13 protein-coding genes and 1 riboswitch are annotated in these 17,402 nt (G+C 75.0%); of the genes, 3 read left to right on the forward strand and 10 right to left on the reverse strand.

The features are described from left to right. Positions 1 to 6: 6 nt before the first annotated feature. The 9 genes from cobI to ACFYWQ_RS40095 all read right to left on the reverse strand — a co-directional run bounded on the left by cobI (position 7) and on the right by ACFYWQ_RS40095 (position 12,829). Positions 7 to 738 (reverse strand): precorrin-2 C(20)-methyltransferase, encoded by a 732-nt coding sequence (cobI, locus tag ACFYWQ_RS40055; protein ID WP_389524617.1) that lies wholly within the window; start codon positions 736 to 738, stop codon positions 7 to 9. Then, the gene (locus tag ACFYWQ_RS40060; protein ID WP_389524620.1) at positions 735 to 2,132 is read right to left on the reverse strand and encodes a cobyrinate a,c-diamide synthase; all 1,398 of its coding nucleotides are present in this window, start codon (positions 2,130 to 2,132) and stop codon (positions 735 to 737) included. The genes cobI and ACFYWQ_RS40060 overlap by 4 nt, the downstream gene beginning before the upstream one ends. Further along, positions 2,126 to 2,725, reverse strand: a complete 600-nt coding sequence (gene cobO, locus ACFYWQ_RS40065) for a cob(I)yrinic acid a,c-diamide adenosyltransferase (RefSeq protein ID WP_389524623.1) — start codon at positions 2,723 to 2,725, stop codon at positions 2,126 to 2,128. Before cobO ends, ACFYWQ_RS40060 begins: the two co-directional genes overlap by 7 nt. Then, positions 2,725 to 4,770: a putative cobaltochelatase gene (locus ACFYWQ_RS40070; RefSeq protein WP_389524626.1), complete on the reverse strand. Its 2,046-nt coding sequence runs from the start codon at positions 4,768 to 4,770 to the stop codon at positions 2,725 to 2,727. The genes cobO and ACFYWQ_RS40070 overlap by 1 nt, the downstream gene beginning before the upstream one ends. After that, positions 4,767 to 8,423, reverse strand: coding sequence for a cobaltochelatase subunit CobN (gene cobN, locus ACFYWQ_RS40075; protein WP_389524628.1), 3,657 nt, complete (start codon positions 8,421 to 8,423; stop codon positions 4,767 to 4,769). The genes ACFYWQ_RS40070 and cobN overlap by 4 nt, the downstream gene beginning before the upstream one ends. Then, on the reverse strand, positions 8,420 to 9,928 hold the full coding sequence (locus ACFYWQ_RS40080) for a cobyric acid synthase (RefSeq protein ID WP_389524631.1): 1,509 nt from the start codon (positions 9,926 to 9,928) through the stop codon (positions 8,420 to 8,422). Before ACFYWQ_RS40080 ends, cobN begins: the two co-directional genes overlap by 4 nt. Further along, positions 9,925 to 10,869: a cobalamin biosynthesis protein gene (locus ACFYWQ_RS40085; RefSeq protein WP_389524634.1), complete on the reverse strand. Its 945-nt coding sequence runs from the start codon at positions 10,867 to 10,869 to the stop codon at positions 9,925 to 9,927. The genes ACFYWQ_RS40080 and ACFYWQ_RS40085 overlap by 4 nt, the downstream gene beginning before the upstream one ends. 99 nt (positions 10,870 to 10,968) lie before the next feature. Further along, positions 10,969 to 11,089: riboswitch (cobalamin riboswitch) on the reverse strand. Positions 11,090 to 11,330: 241 nt separating this feature from the next. After that, a complete protein-coding gene (locus ACFYWQ_RS40090; RefSeq protein ID WP_389524637.1) occupies positions 11,331 to 11,552 on the reverse strand; it encodes a hypothetical protein in 222 nt (73 codons plus the stop codon). Between the two features lie 35 nt (positions 11,553 to 11,587). Then, the gene (locus tag ACFYWQ_RS40095) at positions 11,588 to 12,829 is read right to left on the reverse strand and encodes an anion permease (protein WP_389524640.1); all 1,242 of its coding nucleotides are present in this window, start codon (positions 12,827 to 12,829) and stop codon (positions 11,588 to 11,590) included. Positions 12,830 to 12,977: 148 nt separating this feature from the next. Between ACFYWQ_RS40095 and ACFYWQ_RS40100 the strand changes: the two genes are divergently transcribed. The 3 genes from ACFYWQ_RS40100 to ACFYWQ_RS40110 all read left to right on the forward strand — a co-directional run bounded on the left by ACFYWQ_RS40100 (position 12,978) and on the right by ACFYWQ_RS40110 (position 16,884). Beyond that, a complete protein-coding gene (locus tag ACFYWQ_RS40100) occupies positions 12,978 to 13,670 on the forward strand; it encodes a class II aldolase/adducin family protein (RefSeq protein ID WP_389524643.1) in 693 nt (230 codons plus the stop codon). 201 nt (positions 13,671 to 13,871) lie between these two features. Further along, positions 13,872 to 14,999: an alpha/beta hydrolase family protein gene (locus ACFYWQ_RS40105; RefSeq protein ID WP_389524646.1), complete on the forward strand. Its 1,128-nt coding sequence runs from the start codon at positions 13,872 to 13,874 to the stop codon at positions 14,997 to 14,999. A gap of 451 nt (positions 15,000 to 15,450) precedes the next feature. Then, entirely contained in the window at positions 15,451 to 16,884 is a 1,434-nt protein-coding gene (locus ACFYWQ_RS40110) for a hypothetical protein (protein WP_389524648.1), read from the forward strand. 37 nt (positions 16,885 to 16,921) lie between these two features. On the opposite strand, the gene ACFYWQ_RS40115 is transcribed toward ACFYWQ_RS40110, so the two are convergent. Then, positions 16,922 to 17,335, reverse strand: coding sequence for a VOC family protein (locus tag ACFYWQ_RS40115; protein ID WP_389524651.1), 414 nt, complete (start codon positions 17,333 to 17,335; stop codon positions 16,922 to 16,924). Between the last annotated feature and the right edge of the window lie 67 nt (positions 17,336 to 17,402).

The raw sequence follows: 17,402 nt of genomic DNA on the forward strand, positions 1-17,402 counted from the left end.
ACGGACTCACAGCTTGCCGCCCCGCCCGCCGTCGCGCCGTGCGGGCGCGATGAGCGTGGACAGGTAGGGGAGGGGCTCCGCACCGAGGTCGGCGGCGGGCCGGACGGACTCCTCGGGCAGCCCCAGCGAGGCCCCCCACACGGCGTCCGCCAGCCGCCCGGTCTCCCGCAGCGCCTCGGCGACCTCGGCGGCCTGCCGTCCGAACTTGTAGGCGACGACGGTGCCCGGCCCGGCCAGCGCGTCCTTCAGCACGCCCGACCCCGCGGTCACCGGCACCAGTGTGAGCGGCTCGGTGCCCTCCGTGAGCACGGCCCCCGACCGCGCCGCCAGGTCCTGCATGGCGGTGATCCCGGGAACGGTCTCCACCACCAGCCCCGGCACCGCCCCGGCGACGGTCTGGGCCAGATACGTGAACGTCGAGTACACGTTGGGGTCCCCGATGGTCGCGAACGCGACACTGCCGTGCCGGCGCAGCAGCGCGGCCACCCGCTCCCCGGCGGCGTCCCAGGCGGCCTCCCGGCGCGCCCGGTCGCTGCGCTCGTTCAGCGCGAACACCACCCGGACGACCTTCTCCCCGGGCACGTAGTGCAGCACGGTCGCCTCGGCCCGGCCGCGCTCCCCGGTGTCCATGACCGGTACGACCACGACCTCGGCCGCGCGCAGCGCGTTGACGCCCTTGACGGTCACCAGCTCCGGATCACCCGGACCGACCCCCACTCCGATCAGCTTGCTGCTCATGACGTCCGGCACCTCTCCACGAACCGACGGGCCGCACCGGGCTCGGCCGCCCAGTGCGTGTGCAGATAACTCGCGTGCACACCCTGCTGTACAAAACCTTCGACCCGCCGCCGCGGGACGCGCAGTCCCCAGGCGGGATCCGTCCCCGCACCCGGCTCGACGACCGTCCGGTGGAACTCGTGCCCCCGCATCCGCGTCCCCGCCGCGGCCAGCACACTGTCGCTCACCGCCACCGCGTCCCGGTACCCGAGCGTGAGCCGCTCCGACATCCGGGCGGTGGCGTCCAGCACCCCGCACATCGGCCGGCCGTCCAGCTCCCGGGACAGGTAGAGCAGCCCCGCGCACTCGGCGGCCACCGGGGCGCCGCTCAGCGCGAGGCCGGCGACCGCCTTCCGCAGCGGCTCGTTGGCGGACAGCTCACCGGCGTACACCTCGGGGAAGCCGCCACCGATCACCAGGCCTTCCGTCCCCTCGGGCAGCCGCTCGTCGCGGAGGGGGTCGAAGGGGACGACGTCGGCACCGGCGGCGGTGAGCAGCTCGGTGTGCTCGGCGTAGGAGAAGGTGAACGCGGGGCCGCCGGCGACGGCGACCCTCACCCCGCCGCCGGGGACGCCCGCCCCCGGGGACGGGGAGGGAAGGGGCGTACCGGCCTCGGCCACGGCCTCGGCCGCGTCCCAGGCCGCACACGACAACGCGCCGGCCCCCCGGGCCAGCGCCACCAGCCCCTCCAGGTCGCAGCCCGCACTCACCTGCGCGGCCATCGCGGCCACGGCCTCGACCGCGGCGGCCCGCCGCTCGGCGACCGGCACCAGCCCGAGATGCCGCGACGGCGTGTCCACCTGCGGCACCCGCCGCAGGACACCGAGCACCGGCACCCCGGCCGACTCCAGCGCCTCCCGCAGCAGCTCCTCGTGCCGGTCGGACCCCACCTTGTTCAGGATCACGCCGCCGATCCGCACCTCCGGGTCCCACGTCACGAACCCGTGCACCAGCGCGGCGACGGACCGGGACTGCGACGACGCGTCCACGACCAGCACCACCGGCGCCCGCAGCACCTTCGCCACCTGGGCGGTGGACGCCAGTTCACCCTCGCCCGCGGCCCCGTCGTAGAGCCCCATGACCCCTTCGACGACGGCGATGTCGCACCCGCGGGCCCCGTGCAGGAACAGTGGGGCGACCAGCTCGGGCCCGCACAGGTAGGCGTCCAGGTTGCGCCCCGCGCGCCCGGTCGCGAGCGCGTGGTAGCCGGGGTCGATGTAGTCCGGCCCGACCTTGTGCCCGGACACGGCGAGCCCCCGCGCGGCGAGCGCGGCCATCAGCCCCGTGGCCACGGTGGTCTTGCCGCTGCCCGAGGAGGGCGCGGCGACGACCAGCCGGGGCACCGACCTCACCACTCGATGCCCCTCTGGCCCTTCTGCCCGGCGTCCATCGGGTGCTTGACCTTGGACATGTCGGTCACGAGGTCGGCGAGCTCCACCAGCTGCGCGGGCGCGTTCCGCCCGGTGATCACGACGTGCTGGGTGCCCGGCCGGGCCCGCAGCACCTCCACGACCTCGTCGGTGTCGACCCAGCCCCAGTGCATCGGGTACGCGAACTCGTCGAGCACGTACAGCCGGTACGTCTCGGCGGCCAGGTCGCGCTTGACCTGCTCCCAGCCCTCGCGGGCCTTCTCCTCGTTGTCCATCTGCGCGTCGCGCTGGACCCAGGACCAGCCCTCGCCCATCTTGTGCCAGTCGACGCTGCCGCCCTCGCCGGAGGCGCCGAGGACCCGCAGGGCGTTCTCCTCGCCGACCTTCCACTTCGCCGACTTGACGAACTGGAACACCCCGATGGGCCAGCCCTGGTTCCAGGCGCGCAGCGCCAGCCCGAAGGCGGCGGTGGACTTGCCCTTGCCGATGCCCGTGTGCACGACGACCAGCGGCCGGTTGCGCCGCTGACGCGTCGTCAGACCGTCGTCCGGAATCACACTCGGCTGTCCCTGCGGCACTACGCGGCCCTCCTCGACGTTCCCTGCACATCCCTGACCAGCCCGGCGATGGAGTCCGCCCGCAGCTCGTCCAGCGTCACCGCCGTACCGCCCAGCTCGCCCGCGAGCCGCCCGGCGAGCCCCAGCCGCACCGGCCCCGACTCGCAGTCCACGACCACCGAGGCGACCGACTCCGCCGCGAACAGCCGCGCCGCGCGCGAGGCCAGCGCCACCGGCTCGGGGCCACCGGTGGCCCGCCCGTCGGTCACCACCACGACCAGCGCCCGGCGCGCCGGGTCCCGCAGCCGCTCCACCCGCAGCACCTCGTGCGCCTTGAGCAGCCCCGCCGCGAGCGGTGTCCGCCCGCCCGTCGGCAGCGACTCCAGCCGGACCGCCGCCGCGTCCACCGACGAGGTCGGCGGCAGCGCGACATCGGCCGCCGACCCGCGGAAGGTCACCAGCCCCACCTTGTCCCGCCGCTGGTAGGCGTCGAGCAGCAGCGACAGCACGGCGCCCTTCACGGCGCCCATCCGCTGCCGCGCCGCCATCGACCCGGAGGCGTCCACGACGAACAGCACCAGGTTGCCCTCGCGCCCCTCCCGCGTCGCCTGCCGCAGATCGTCCCGGCGGATCACCAGCCCCGGTCCCGACCGGCCGCGCGCCCGCTGGTGCGGGGCGGCGGCCAGCACGGTCGCCGCCAGGTGCAGCTTGGTCAGCGCACCCCGCGGCCGCCGGGCCCCGGTGGTCCGCCCGTGCTCGGTCCGCGCCCGGGAGCGCCGCCCGGCGGCCCCCTCGCCGAGACCCGGCACGCTCAGCACCTTCGTGCGGAACGGCTCCGAGGCCCGCGCGGGCCGCTGCTCACCCGACCCGGCCCCGGACGGCTGAGGCTCCCCGCCCTCCCCGGCCTCCGGCCGCGCGGCGGCGTCGCCCCCCTCGGCCCCCTCCGAAGGACTCTCGGGTCCCTCCGAGGGCCCGTCCGACGGCGGGCGCCCGCCACCACCGCCGGGCCCGTCGGGATCGGGATCGGGATCGTCGTCGCCCTCGCCGTCGTCCTGCCCGCCGAACCGCTCCAGCGTCTCGTCCAGCTTGTCCTCGTCCAGCCCCGGCGCGTCGAACGGGTTGCGCCGCCGCCGGTGCGGCAGCGCCAGCAGCGCGGCCTGCCGCACGTCCTCCGCCAGCACCTGGGTCCGCCCGGCCCAGGCCGCCAGCGCCGTCGCCGTGCGCGCCATCACGATGTCGGCGCGCATGCCGTCCACCTCGAAGGCCGCACAGGTCGCCGCGATCTGCCGGAGCGCCCCGTCACCGAGCCGCACCGACGGCAGCAGGTCCCGCGCCGCCGTGATCCGGGCCCGTACGGCGGCCTCCTCGTCCGCCCAGCGCGCGGCGAAACCGTCCGGGTCGTCGTCGTACGCCAGCCGCCGCCGGACGACCTCCACCCGCTGCTCGGGTTCCCGCGAGGCCGCGACCTCCACGGTCAGCCCGAACCGGTCGAGCAGCTGCGGCCGCAGCTCGCCCTCCTCGGGGTTCATCGTGCCGACGAGCAGGAAGCGGGCGGCGTGCCGTACGGAGACGCCCTCGCGCTCCACGTACGAGGCGCCCATCGCCGCCGCGTCCAGCAGCAGGTCGACCAGGTGGTCGTGGAGGAGGTTGACCTCGTCGACGTAGAGGATCCCGCGGTGCGCGTCGGCGAGCAGGCCCGGCTCGAACGCCTTCACGCCCTCGGCGAGGGCCCGTTCGATGTCCAGCGCGCCCACGAGCCGGTCCTCGGAGGCACCGACGGGCAGCTCGACCATCCGCGTCGGCCGGGACTCGAAGGCCCCCGGCTCGTGCGGGCCGTCCGGGCAGCCGGGGTCGGGGGAGTCGGGATCGCAGGAGAAACGGCACCCGGAGACGACGTCCACCAGCGGCATGAGCGCCGACAGGGCGCGCACGGCGGTGGACTTGGCGGTGCCCTTCTCCCCGCGCACCAGCACCCCGCCGACCGCCGGCGACACGGCGTTCAGCAGCAGCGCGAGCCGCAGGTCGTCCTGGCCGACGACGGCCGTGAACGGGAACGGGGTACTCACTGGTCGTCGCCCTCCAAGTCGCCTTCCAGCTCCAGGTAGGTGGCGCGCAGCCGCTCGATCGTGTCGGCGTCCGGCTCCGCCCAGAGCCCGCGGTCCGCCGCCTCCAGCAGCCGCTCGGTGATCCCGCGCAGCGCCCACGGGTTGGACTTCTTCATGAAGTCCCGGTTCTCCGCGTCGAAGACGTACTCGGCGCTGAGCTTCTCGTACATCCAGTCGTCCACGACCCCGGCCGTGGCGTCGTACCCGAACAGGTAGTCCACCGTGGCGGCCATCTCGAAGGCCCCCTTGTAGCCATGCCTTCTCATCGCGCTCATCCAGCGCGGGTTGACCACCCGCGCCCGGAACACCCGGTGCGTCTCCTCGCCCAGTGTCCGGGTCTTGACCTGGTCAGGCGTGGCCGAGTCACCGACGTACGCCTCCGGTGAGGCGCCCGTCAGGTGCCGGACCATGGCGACCATGCCGCCGTGGTACTGGAAGTAGTCGTCGGCGTCGACCAGGTCGTGCTCGCGGGTGTCGACGTTCTTCGCCGCCACCGCGATCCGCCGGAACGCCGTCTCCATGTCCCCGCGCGCGGCCCGCCCGTCGAGTCCGCGCCCGTAGGCGTAGCCGCCCCACACCGCGTACACCTCGGCGAGGTCCGCGTCCGAGCGCCAGTTCCGGGCGTCGATCAGCGGCAGCAGACCGGCACCGTACGCGCCCGGCTTGGAGCCGAAGATCCGGGCGGTCGCCCGCCGCCGGTCGCCGTGCGCGGCCGCGTCCTCCTCGACGTGCGCCCGCACGTAGTTGGACTCGGCGGGCTCGTCCAGCCCGGCCACCGCCCGCACCGCGTCGTCGATCAGCCCGACGACGTGCGGGAAGGCGTCCCGGAAGAAACCGGAGATGCGGACCGTGACGTCGATGCGGGGCCGGCCGAGCTCCGCGAGCGGGACGACCTCGAACCCGGTCACCCGGCGCGAGGCGTCGTCCCACACCGGGCGGCAGCCCAGCAGCGCCAGGATCTCGGCGATGTCGTCGCCCTGCGTGCGCATCGCCGACGTGCCCCACACCGTCAGGCCGACGGACTTCGGGTACGCGCCGGTGTCCTGGAGGTACCGCTGGACGAGGGAGTCGGCGAGCGACTGCCCCACCTCCCAGCTGAGCCGCGAGGGAATGGCCTTGGGGTCGACGGAGTAGAAGTTCCGGCCGGTCGGAAGGACGTTGACCAGTCCGCGCGTCGGCGAGCCGGACGGGCCCGCCGGGACGTAACCGCCGTTCAGGGCGCGCAGGACGTTCCCGATCTCGTCGGTGGTGCGCGCCAGCCGCGGCACGACCTCGGCGCAGGCGAACTCCAGCACGGCGACGGCGTCCGGGAGCCGGACACCGATCACCTCACGGACCAGGCCCGGGACGGCCGCGGTGTCCCACCCGAGGGACTCCAGGCCCTCCGCGAGCCGCCGGCACAGCTGCTCCAGCAGGTCGATCGCGTCGGCGGCCGTGCGCGACGGGCCCGCCACCAGGTCCGTCAGCTCGACGGACACCTTCACCGGCGCCCCCGGCTCGGCGAGCAGCTCCTTCTCCACCAGCCCGAAGTGCGCGGCCAGCGCCGCCCGCAGGCCCGGCAGCGCGTTCGCCTGCCCGCCCCACACCTGCGCGGCCCGCAGCACCGCGAGCACCAGGTTCACGCGCGGCTCCCCGACCGGGCCGCCGCCCAGGACGTGCAGGCCGTCCCGGATCTGCACGTCCTTGATCTCGCACAGATAGCCGTCGATGTGCATGACGAACTCGTCGAAGTCGTCGTCGCCCGGCTGCTCGGCCACGTGCAGGTCGTGGTGGAGCTCGGCCGCCTTGACCAGCGTCCAGATCTGGGCGCGCACGGCCGGCGCCTTGACCGGGTCCAGGTCGGAGACGAGCGCGTACTCGTCGAGGAGCTGCTCCAGCTTGGCCAGGTCGCCGTAGGTGTCGGCGCGCGCCATGGGCGGCACCAGGTGGTCGACGACGGTGGCGTGCCCGCGCCGCTTGGCCTGGGTGCCCTCGCCGGGGTCGTTGACGATGAAGGGGTAGACCAGCGGGAGTTCACCGAGGACGGCGTCCGGGGCACAGCCGCCGCTGAGCCCGAGTCCCTTGCCCGGCAGCCACTCCAGCGTGCCGTGCTTGCCCATGTGGACGATCGCGTCGGCGCCGAAGCTGTTCTCCAGCCACCGGTAGGCGGCCAGGTAGTGGTGGGACGGCGGCATGTCGGGGTCGTGGTAGATCGCGATCGGGTTCTCGCCGAAGCCGCGCGGCGGCTGGATCACCACGACGACGTTCCCGAACCGGAGCGACGCGAGCACGATGTCGTCGCCGTCCACGTAGAGGGAACCCGGCGGCTCCCCCCACGCCTCCAGCATCGCCTCCCGCAGCTCCGGGTCGAGCTTGTCGAACCAGGCCCGGTAGTCGGCCAGCGGGACCCGGGCCGGCGCGGCGGCGAGCTGTTCCTCCGTCAGCCACTCCACGTCGTGCCCGCCGGCCTCGATGAGCCGGTGGATCAGCTCGTCGCCGCCGGACGGGTAGTCGGTCAGCGCGTACCCCGCGTCCCGCAGCGCGTCCAGGACCCGTACCGCCGACGCGGGCGTGTCGAGGCCGACCGCGTTGCCGACGCGGGAGTGCTTGGTCGGGTAGGCGGTGAAGACGAGCGCGATCCGTTTCTCGGCGTTCGGCTTGTGCCGCAGCCGGGCGTGGCGGACGGCGATCCCGGCGACCCGGGCCGCCCGCTCGGGGTCGGCGACGTACACCGGCACGTCGTCGGGCCCCTGCTCCTTGAAGGAGAACGGCACGGTGATCAGCCGCCCGTCGAACTCCGGGATGGCGACCTGCATCGCCGCGTCCATGGGGGACAGGGCGGCGTCGGACGCGTCCCAGGCGGCCCGGGAGGAGGTCAGGCAGAGCCCCTGGAGGACGGGCACGTCGAGGTCGGCCAGGGCGCCGATGTCCCAGGCCTCCTCGTCGCCGCCCGCCGACGCCTGCGAGGCGTGCGTGCCGCCGGCGGCGAGGACGGTGGCGACGAGCGCGTCGGCCCGGCCGAGGATCTCGTACAGCCCGGGGTCCGCGCCCCGCAGCGAACCGCAGTACACGGGCAGCGCGTTGGCGCCCCGCGCCTCGATCGCCTCGCACAGCGTGTCCACGAAGGCGGTGTTGCCGCTCAGCTCGTGGGCCCGGTAGAAGAGCACACCGACGGTCGGCCGGCCCGCGACGAGGTCCCGCTCCCCGCGCACCCCGAACTCGGGCATCTTCCGCGGCTCGTCGAACCCCTCGCCGGTCAGCAGCACGGTGTCCGACAGGAACCGCGCCAGTTCGGTCAGGTTGTCCGGCCCGCCCTCGACGAGGTACCTCAGGGCCTCCGCGACGACCCCGGTGGGCACCGACGACTCGGCCATCAGCTCGGCGTCGGGCACGCCCTCCCCGCCGAGCAGCACGGTCGGGATCCCGGACGCCCGCAGCGCGGCCAGCCCGTCCTCCCAGGCCCGCTTGCCGCCCAGCAGCCGTACGACGGCGATGTCGGCGCCCTCGACCAGCGCGGGCAGGTCCCGCTCGACGTCCACCCGGGTCGGGTTGCCGATCCGGTAGGAGGCGCCGGAGGCGGACCGGGCCGCCAGCAGATCGGTGTCGGCGGTCGACAACAACAACACTGTGCTCATGCGGGCGCTCCCGGTGGAATGAAAGGCAGTCCTTGCGGCGCGCCCGACTCGATGAGCCGCCGGAGCGCGTCGGTGTCCGCGTGCTGTTCGATCAGGTCGCCGAGCCGGTCGAGCTGCTCCTCGCGCAGCGCGGCGAACGAGGTGCCGGCGGCGGGCACGAAACGACGGCCCGCGGCGGCCGCCACCTCGCGCAGGAAGGCCCGCCGGAATCCGTCCGACTCCAGCGAACCGTGCCAGTGCGTGCCCCAGGTCTGCCCGACCCGGCAGCCGTCGAGGAAGGGCTCCCCGCCCAGGACCTCGGCGACCCCGTGGTGGATCTCGTAGCCCTCGACCGGCTCCCCGAGGGCTTCCCCGACGGGCCGGGTGAGGGTCTTCTCCCGGGCGAAGCGCACGCGCACGGGGAGGACGCCGAGCCCGTCCACCCGCCCCCTGCGGCTCTCGACCTCGTCGTCGATGCGCTCGCCGAGGAGCTGGAAGCCGCCGCAGATGCCGAGGACGGGCCGCTGTTCGGCCGCACGGCGGACCAGGGCGTCGGCCAGCCCCCGCTCCCGCAGCCACTCCAGCGCCCGCACGGTCCCCCGGGTGCCGGGGACGACCACGAGATCGGCGTCCGCCAGCTCCTCCGGCCGGTCCACGAACCGCACCACGACGCCCGGCTCGGCGGCCAGCGCGTCGACGTCGGTGAAGTTGGACATCAGCGGGACCGCGCAGACGGCGACCCGCAGCACGTCCTCCCCCACGGGAGGGGCGACGGCCGACTCCCGGACCGTGCCGCGCAGCGACACCCGCAGCCCGTCCTCCTCGTCGATGCCGAGCCCGTGGCGGAACGGCAGCACCCCGTACGTCCGCCGCCCGGTCAGCCCGTGCAGCATGTCCAGGCCCGGCTCCAGCAGCGAGACGTCGCCGCGGAACTTGTTGACGAGGAACCCGGCGACGAGCGCCTGGTCCTCGGGGGAGAGCAGGGCGACGGTCCCGAAGAACGAGGCGAAGACGCCGCCCCGGTCGATGTCGCCGACGACGAGCACGGGCAGCCCGGCGCCCCGCGCGATCCCCATGTTCACGATGTCCGTCCGCCGCAGGTTGATCTCGGCGGGAGAACCGGCCCCCTCACAGATCACCGCGTCATACGTGCCCCGCAACGTGTCGAGGCACTCCAGCACGGTGCCCAGCAGCTGCTGCTGCCGCCCCCCGTGGTACCCGCGGGCGCTCATCTCGCCGACCGGCTTCCCGAGCAGCACGACCTGGCTGCTCTGCTCGCCACCGGGCTTGAGCAGCACGGGGTTCATCAGCGCGGTCGGCTCCACCCGGCACGCCTGGGCCTGCATGGCCTGCGCGCGCCCGATCTCGGCGCCCTCCCGCGTCACGAACGAGTTCAGCGACATGTTCTGCGCCTTGAAGGGCGCGACCTTCACTCCCTGCCGCACCAGCCACCGGCAGATCCCGGCGGTGACGACGCTCTTGCCGGCGTCGGAGGTGGTGCCGGCGACGAGGAGACCCCCGCTCATGACGTACGCCCCTTCGCGACGAGGCGCGCGGCGACGGTGACGCCGAGCGCGAGGAGGCCGACACGGCGGGAGAGCCGCGCGGCACGTTCGATGTCCCGCGCGGCCACGGGCCGCCCGGCCGCCCCGTTGAGCACGGGCCGGTGCTCGACCCGGCCGCCGTAGGACAGGGTCCCGCCCAGCCGCACCCCGAGGGCGCCGGCGAAGGAGGCCTCCACCGGACCGGCGTTCGGGCTGGGGTGCTTGCGCGCGTCGGCCCGCCAGGCCCGTACGGCCCCGCGGGGGTCGTCCCCGGCGACGGCGGCGAGGACGGCCGTCAGCCGTGCCCCCGGCCAGCCGGCCAGGTCGTCCAGGCGCGCCGAGGCCCAGCCGTAGCGGCGGTGACGGGGCGACCGGTGGCCGACCATGGCGTCGAGGGTGTTGACGGCCCGGAAGCCGAGCAGCCCCGGCACACCGCCCACGGCGCCCCACAGCAGTGCCCCGACCACCGCGTCGGAGGTGTTCTCGGCGACGGACTCGACGACGGCGCGGGCGATCCCGTCCGCGTCCAGGGCCTGTGGATCCCGCCCGCACAGATGCGGCAGCCGGGCCCGCGCGCCCTCGACGTCCCCCGCCTCCAGGCACCGCCCGATGGTCCGGGCCTCGCGCACGAGGGAGGTCCCGCCGACGACGGCCCAGGTGGCGGTGGCGGTCAGGGCGGCGGAGGCGGCGGCCGACGACCGGACGGCGCGTGCGGCGCCGGCGCCCAGGGCCACGGCCCCGCCGACGCACACGGCGGTGTGCAGCGCGCCCCACCCGCGGTGGTCGTGCCACAGCACCCGCTCCACGCCGGCCGCGGCCCGCCCGAACACGGCGACCGGATGTCCCCGGCGCGGATCGCCGAGGAGCAGGTCCCCCAGGAGGCCGGCGGCGGCGCCGTACGCGTGAAAGCGATCGGCACCCATCGGCTCAGCCGGCCGCGGGGTCGGGCAACGACCGGGTGGATGACCTCGAACGGCAGCCGAGCATGGCGATATGTCCTCACTCAGGGTGTCCACGCCCTGGTTCGACGAGACCGGCGACGAGAGTTCCTGGCTCCCGGGGGTGTCTACCCCGGTGACAGTGGCGGGACCGCGCCGGACTCACACCGGCTTCCTCTTCCTGTCGCCGTACATGGCTCCGGCAGTCCACCACGGGCCCGGAACGGCCGTCAACTTGGTGTTGACCTGCACGGGGAGAGTGTGCAGAACCCCACACCGGCCGTCCGGGACGGCCGGTCGCGGACGTGCGTCCGCCCCGCCGGGACCGCCGGTGGGACGGCCGCCGACAGGGCGGAGGGAGGAGGGACGACAGAGGGAGGGGAGGGGGGCGGAGGAGGGGCGGGGACCCGTGGTGCGTGAAGGGCCGGAGACCCTCGGTGCGCGGCTCAGGCCACGATCAGCGAGATGCCGTACGCCACCGCGGCCGCGCACGCCGCGAAGCAGGCGTACGCCCCGGTGACCGCGAGCGCGGCCGTCCCGCCCTGCGCCGCGGCCCGCTCGCGCCGCGACAGGCCCATGATGCCGAGGGTGAACAGCGCCACCAGGGCCACCGTGACCACGAGGCTGACGCCGAAGACGGAGCCCAGAGCCGCCCAGTCGATCTTCATGATGCTTCTCTTCTCTGTGTGCCGGGTGGGCGGGCTCAGGCGGCGGGAGCCGTCGGCTCGGTGGCGATGGCCGGTGCGGCCGGCGACGGGACGGCGGCGACCGGCCCGTCCGGGACCGTGCCCGCCGGGGGCGGGGTGACGGCCGCGATCGCCGTGGTGACCACGCCGGCCGGCTCGTCGGTCCCGTTGACGTTCGACGCGTCCACGACCTCGCTGCGGGACCGCTTCCAGATCGCGGCGCTGGAGGCGACGAGGAAGACCGCGACGAGGCCCGTGCCCCAGGCGCCGAGGCCGGTGACGTACTCGGCGAGCGCGCCGACGACAGCCGCGGCCGGCAGGGTCAGGCCCCAGGCGATGAACATCCGGGTGGCCGTCGACCAGCGGACGACGCCGCCCTTGCGGCCCAGCCCCGCGCCCATCACCGCGCCGGAGACCGAGTGCGTGGTGGAGAGGGAGAAGCCGAGGTGGGAGGAGGCGAGGATGACGGTGGCCGCGCTGGTCTGGGCGGCGAAGCCCTGCTGCGGCTGGAGGTCGGTCAGGCCCTTGCCCATGGTGCGGATGATGCGCCAGCCACCCAGGTAGGTGCCGAGCGCGATGGCGAGGCCCGCGGAGAGGATGACCCACAGCGGCGGGTCGGAGTCGGGGGCGACGGCGCCGCCGGCGACCAGGGCGAGGGTGATGATGCCCATCGTCTTCTGCGCGTCGTTGGTGCCGTGGGCGAGGGAGACCAGGCCCGCCGAGGCGATCTGGCCGGCCCGGTAGCCCTTCTCGGCCGCCTTGCCGTCGGCCTTCCGGCCGAGCGTGTACGACAGGCGGGTGGCGAACATCGCGGCGACGCCCGCCACGATCGGGGCGGCGACCGCCGGGAGCAGCACCTTGGTGACGAGCACGTCGCCGTGGACCGCGCCGACGCCCGCCGAGGCGATGGTGGCGCCGATCAGACCGCCCATGAGGGCGTGCGAGGAACTGGAGGGGAGTCCGACCAGCCAGGTCAGGAGGTTCCAGAGGATCGCGCCGACCAGGGCGGCGAAGATGACCTCGGGACGGATGCCGGTCTCGTCGACGAGACCCTTGGAGATCGTGTTGGCGACCTCCACCGAGAGGAATGCGCCTACAAGGTTGAGCACGGCGGACATGGCCACCGCGACCTTGGGCTTGAGCGCGCCGGTCGAGATGGTCGTGGCCATCGCGTTGGCGGTGTCGTGGAAACCGTTCGTGAAATCGAACGCGAGTGCGGTTACCACCACAATCGCGAGGATCAGCGAGAAGTTTTCCATTTACCCAGGCAATCGTTCGAGGTCATTGGCTGGATGAAGGTAGGTAACCTGGGTGAACGGAAGGTGAACTGAGTCGGGCTTCGCGATGACTGTCTGCGGAGTCCCGGATTCCAGCCGCCCGGGCGCCGCCCCTGGCAGGATCATGGGCATGGCTGAACTGCGACGTGACCCCCGCCACGACACCGCCGGCACAGCGGGGACGGAGGAGACCCGGGCCTGGGCCGACCTGCTGGCGACGGCCCGCCGCACCGCCGCCGACGGGCTCGTCGTCGGCACCTCCGGCAACGTCTCGGTCCGCGTCGGCGACACCGTGCTCGTCACCCCCTCCGGCGTGCCCTACGACCGCCTCACCCCCGACGACATCACCGGCGTCCGCCTCGACGGCCGGCAGGTCCTCGGCACCCTGGTCCCCACCAGCGAACTGCCGATGCACCTCGCCGTCTACCGCACCACCGACGCCCGCGCCGTCGTCCACACCCACGCCGTGCACGCCACGGCCGTCTCCACCCTCGTGACCGAACTCCCGCCCGTCCACTACATGGTCTGCGCCCTCGGCGGCTCCGTCCGGGTCGCCCCCTACGCGACCTACGGCACCCAGGAACTGGCGGACAACATGCTCCGGGCCCTCGACGGCCGCACCGGCTGCCTCCTCCAGAACCACGGCACCCTCACCTACGGCGCCACCCTCGACCAGGCCTACGACCGCACCGCCCAGCTGGAGTGGATGTGCCGGCTGTGGCTCACCGCGTCGTCGGTGCCCGGCCTCACCCCGACCCTCCTGACACCGGACCAGCTGACGGCGGTGGCGGAGCGGCTGGGGGGCTACGGGCAGCGGGCCTGACGGGGCGGCCCGCGGCACGCCGTGCTCCTCCGCTCCGGCCCGTGGCGTGCCGCGCTTCGGCCCGTGGCGTGCAGTGCTCCGGCCCTTGGTACGCCCTGCTCCGGTCTTTGGTGCGCCGTGCTCCGGTCTTTGGTGCGCCGTGCTTCGTTCCGTCCCGCACCACCACTGGCCGGTCGGACGATCGGCCGGGACACTGGACGGGTGCGCACTGTCACCGCGACGGCCGCCGCCGTCACCGCAGCCCTGGCCGCCGGCGCCGCCAGTGTCGCCGCCGGCCGGTTCGCCAGCGACGCCGCGCTCAAGGCGCCGCCCGGCCGCCCCCTGCCCACCGAACCCCGGCTCACCGTGCACGGCACCGCCGCCGGCCAGATCGTGCTCACCCGCGACCTGGCCGCCCTGCGGCCCGGCACCTACGGCCTCGGCGGAAACGGCTCCCACGCCGTCGTCGGCCCGGTCCTGCCCACCGCGTCCCCCTCCGCCGACACCGTCGTCCGCCGCCTCGAACGCGTCACCCACGGCACACTGAGCCCCGGCGACGCGGTGTGGCTCACCCCCAACCTGCACGTCGGCACCCCGAGCGGCGCGCTCGGCCTCGACCACGCCGACGTCGACGTCCCCGGCGAGCTCGGACCGCTGCCCGCCTGGTTCGTCCCCGGCGCCCGCCGCACCTGGGTGATCGCCGTGCACGGCCTGGGCACCACCCGGGAGCACGTGCTCAACCTCGCCGGCTTCCTGCACCGCCGGCGCTTCCCGGTGCTCGCCCTCGCCTACCGCGGCGACCTCGGCGCGCCCCGCCCCCCGGACGGCCTCAACCACCTCGGCGCCACCGAGTGGCGGGACGTCGACGCGGCCCTGCGGTACGCCGTGCGGTACGGCGCCGAACGCGTCGTCCTGCTCGGCTGGTCCACCGGCGCCACCATGGCCCTGCGGGCCGCCGCCCACTCCGGCCTGCGCGACCTCGTCTCGGGGCTGGTGCTGGACTCCCCGGTGCTCGACTGGCAGGCCACCCTGCGCGCCCTCGCCGCCGCCCGCCACACCCCCGGCGCGCTGCTGCCCCTCGCCGTCCGCGCCGCGCAGGGCCGCACCGGCCTGGACGCCCACCACCCCGACGAGGCGGCGGACCCCTCCCGCCTGCGCGTCCCGGCCCTGGTCTTCCACGGCCCCGACGACCCGGTCGCCCCCTGGGAGGCCACCCGCCGGCTCGCCGCCCGGCGCCCCGACCTCGTCACCCTCCACCCCGTCCGGCAGGCCCCCCACGCCGCCATGTGGAACGCCGACCCCGCCGCCTACGAGGAAATCCTCCGCCGCTTCCTGACCCCGCTGATGTGACCTCCGCCGTAGGGCGGCGCGGCGGGGCTCCCCACAGGAGGCCACCACCCCCGCCCGCAGGACCGCACGCCCGTTGCCACGGGCCACCACCCCCCGCCCACGGGACCGCACGCCCGTTGCCACGGGCCACCACCCCCCGCCCGCGGGACCGCACGCCCGTTGCCACGGGCCGTCACCGTCCCGCCCGCAGGCCCACCACACCCGTTGCCACGGGATCACCACCCTCCCGCCCGAGGGGCCGCCGCCCTCCTTCCGCTCACCGGCACCAGGCGTCCCCGCGCCCCCGTGCGCACCGGGCCGCGCACCCCGTCCCGAAGGTTCCGTTTAACCCCGTACCAGTGGCTTGATCACGTCTCCTCACCCGCCTCCGGCCCCCGTCCCGGGACCGGGTCCCCGCCCCGCCAGGGCATTCCGTTTGGGTTTTCGGACCGTCAACCGGAAGACTGCACCCGTGACGTCCCGTATCCCGCGCGACTCCAGGCTTCGACTCGTCCGCCCGCGACCCCTGGCCGCCGCCCCCACAGCTGTGAACCAGCGGCGCCCGCGCCGCCCCGCACCCCGCCCGCCGGAGGGCACACCGGCCCGGGCCGAGCTGGCCGGAATGGCGCGCTCACGGCTCGCCGCCGCCGCCCGCGTCGCCCGCTGGGCCGACGCCGCCCTGGGCCCCGGCCGCAACGGAGCGACCGACGACGGCAAGGCCACCTTCTCCGACGCGACCGCCGCACGCGCGGCGGCCGATCTCGCCCTCACCCCTGCGCAGGTACGCGCCGACTGGGACACCGCCCGGCTCGCCGGCCTCGTCGAGGTGCACGGCGACAGCGCCCGCCCCGGCTGGCGCCTGCGCGCCTGGGACCGCGACGACAGCGCGGTGCTGCGCGGCTGGGTGGCCCTGTTCGACGCCTGGTCGCTCGCCACCCCCGAGCCCCGGGACCAGGAGCCCGGCGCCGTCGCCGAGGTCGTCTCCGCCATGCCGCAGGTCCTCTCCTTCCTCCAGCTGTCCGCCGGACCCGTCCCGGTGGACCAGCTCCTCGACCTCCTCGGCCAGCGCGTCACCGAACTGCGCACCGAACGCTGCGAGGTCTCCTACGGCCCCGAGGCCGCCACCGCGAAACCCGAGGCCCCGGCCTCCTCCGCCGACGCCGACCCGGCGGAGGAGGCCAGGGCCCCGGAACTCGCCCCGCTCCTCGACTGGGCCCTGGACGCCCTCGCCTCCGTCGGTGCCCTCACCTGCGGCGACGGACAGGCCACGCTCACCCCGCTCGGCAGCTGGGCGGTCTGGGTCAAGCTGGAGCAGATCTGCGTCGCCGCGCAGAGCCCCGCCGGCAACATCGAGGTCGCCGCCGAGGAGATGCTCCGCGGCTGCGCCCAGCTCCGCCCGAACGCGGCCCGCGCCGAGTACCGCGCCTGGCTCGCCGCCCGGCCCGTCGGCAGCGCCGTCACCGAGCTGCTGTCGGCCGCCCGGGGCGAGGACGCCCTGCTGCGCGGCCTCGCCTTCGAGGCGCTGCGCGTCGTCGGCGCCCCCGCCGAACCCGACGTCAGCGCCGTCGTCGAGGAGCCGGCCCTGAGGCCGTACGCCCTGCTCTGGCTCGCCGAGCACGACGGCGCCGACCCCGAGGACGCGCACGAGGTGCTCACCCGCGAGGAGGCGACCTGGCTGTGGGTCGACACCGCGGCCGCCGTCGCCGACCACGGCGAGGCGCCGATGCTGGTGCGGCACCTGGAGTCCGCGGTGCAGCCGACCGTCCCCGCGCTCCTGAACGAGGTGCGCGCCGTCGGACACCCGCGCACCGTGCAGGTCCTGGTCGCGCTCGCCGCCGCGCACCCCGACCCGGCGCTGGCCAAGGCCGTCCGCCGGGCCGCCTTCCAGGTCCACACCGGCGGCTGACCCGCCTACGGCCCCCCCGACGGCTCGGGGGCGGCCGTCAGCCCTGCACCTCGGGCGCGTACGTGCCGAAGCTCCAGATGTTGCCCTCGGCGTCCCGGGCCATGTAGTCCCGGGAGCCGTAGTCCTGGTCCGTCGGGGGCATCAGGATCTCCGCGCCGTGCTCCACGGCCCGCCGGTGGTGGGCGTCGACGTCGTCGACCACGACGTACACCCCCGCCGGGCCGGCGTCCTTCATCACGGTGTCGAAGACACCGCCGCGCCCCTTCGAACCGAGCATCACCGCGCCGTTGCCCTGCACCAGCTCGGCGTGGAGCACGGAACCGTCCTCCCCCTCGTACACCGACAGCTCGGTGAAGCCGAACGCCTCGGTGAGCTGCCGGATCGCCGCCTTCGCGTCCCGGTACAGCACTGTCGGGAAGATGCTCGGACGCCCGCCGTTCGTCCCTGCCATGCCGATCACTCCCTCGTGATCCCGCCGGAATCCCTCGTCAGCCGCCCAGTCTGGCAGCCGGCACCGA

It is taken from the genome of Streptomyces sp. NPDC003247 (assembly GCF_042888135.1).
Lineage (GTDB): Bacteria > Actinomycetota > Actinomycetes > Streptomycetales > Streptomycetaceae > Streptomyces.

What these genes read in the sequence shown, in the direction of transcription:
- cobI (WP_389524617.1), bottom strand. Translation starts at nt 738, where the DNA reads ATGAGCAGCAAGCTGATCGGAGTGGGGGTCGGTCCGGGTGATCCGGAG.
- cobN (WP_389524628.1), bottom strand. Translation starts at nt 8,423, where the DNA reads ATGAGCACAGTGTTGTTGTTGTCGACCGCCGACACCGATCTGCTGGCG.
- ACFYWQ_RS40080 (WP_389524631.1), bottom strand. Translation starts at nt 9,928, where the DNA reads ATGAGCGGGGGTCTCCTCGTCGCCGGCACCACCTCCGACGCCGGCAAG.
- ACFYWQ_RS40085 (WP_389524634.1), bottom strand. Translation starts at nt 10,869, where the DNA reads ATGGGTGCCGATCGCTTTCACGCGTACGGCGCCGCCGCCGGCCTCCTG.
- ACFYWQ_RS40090 (WP_389524637.1), bottom strand. Translation starts at nt 11,552, where the DNA reads ATGAAGATCGACTGGGCGGCTCTGGGCTCCGTCTTCGGCGTCAGCCTC.
- ACFYWQ_RS40095 (WP_389524640.1), bottom strand. Translation starts at nt 12,829, where the DNA reads ATGGAAAACTTCTCGCTGATCCTCGCGATTGTGGTGGTAACCGCACTC.
- ACFYWQ_RS40100 (WP_389524643.1), top strand. Translation starts at nt 12,978, where the DNA reads ATGGCTGAACTGCGACGTGACCCCCGCCACGACACCGCCGGCACAGCG.
- ACFYWQ_RS40115 (WP_389524651.1), bottom strand. Translation starts at nt 17,335, where the DNA reads ATGGCAGGGACGAACGGCGGGCGTCCGAGCATCTTCCCGACAGTGCTG.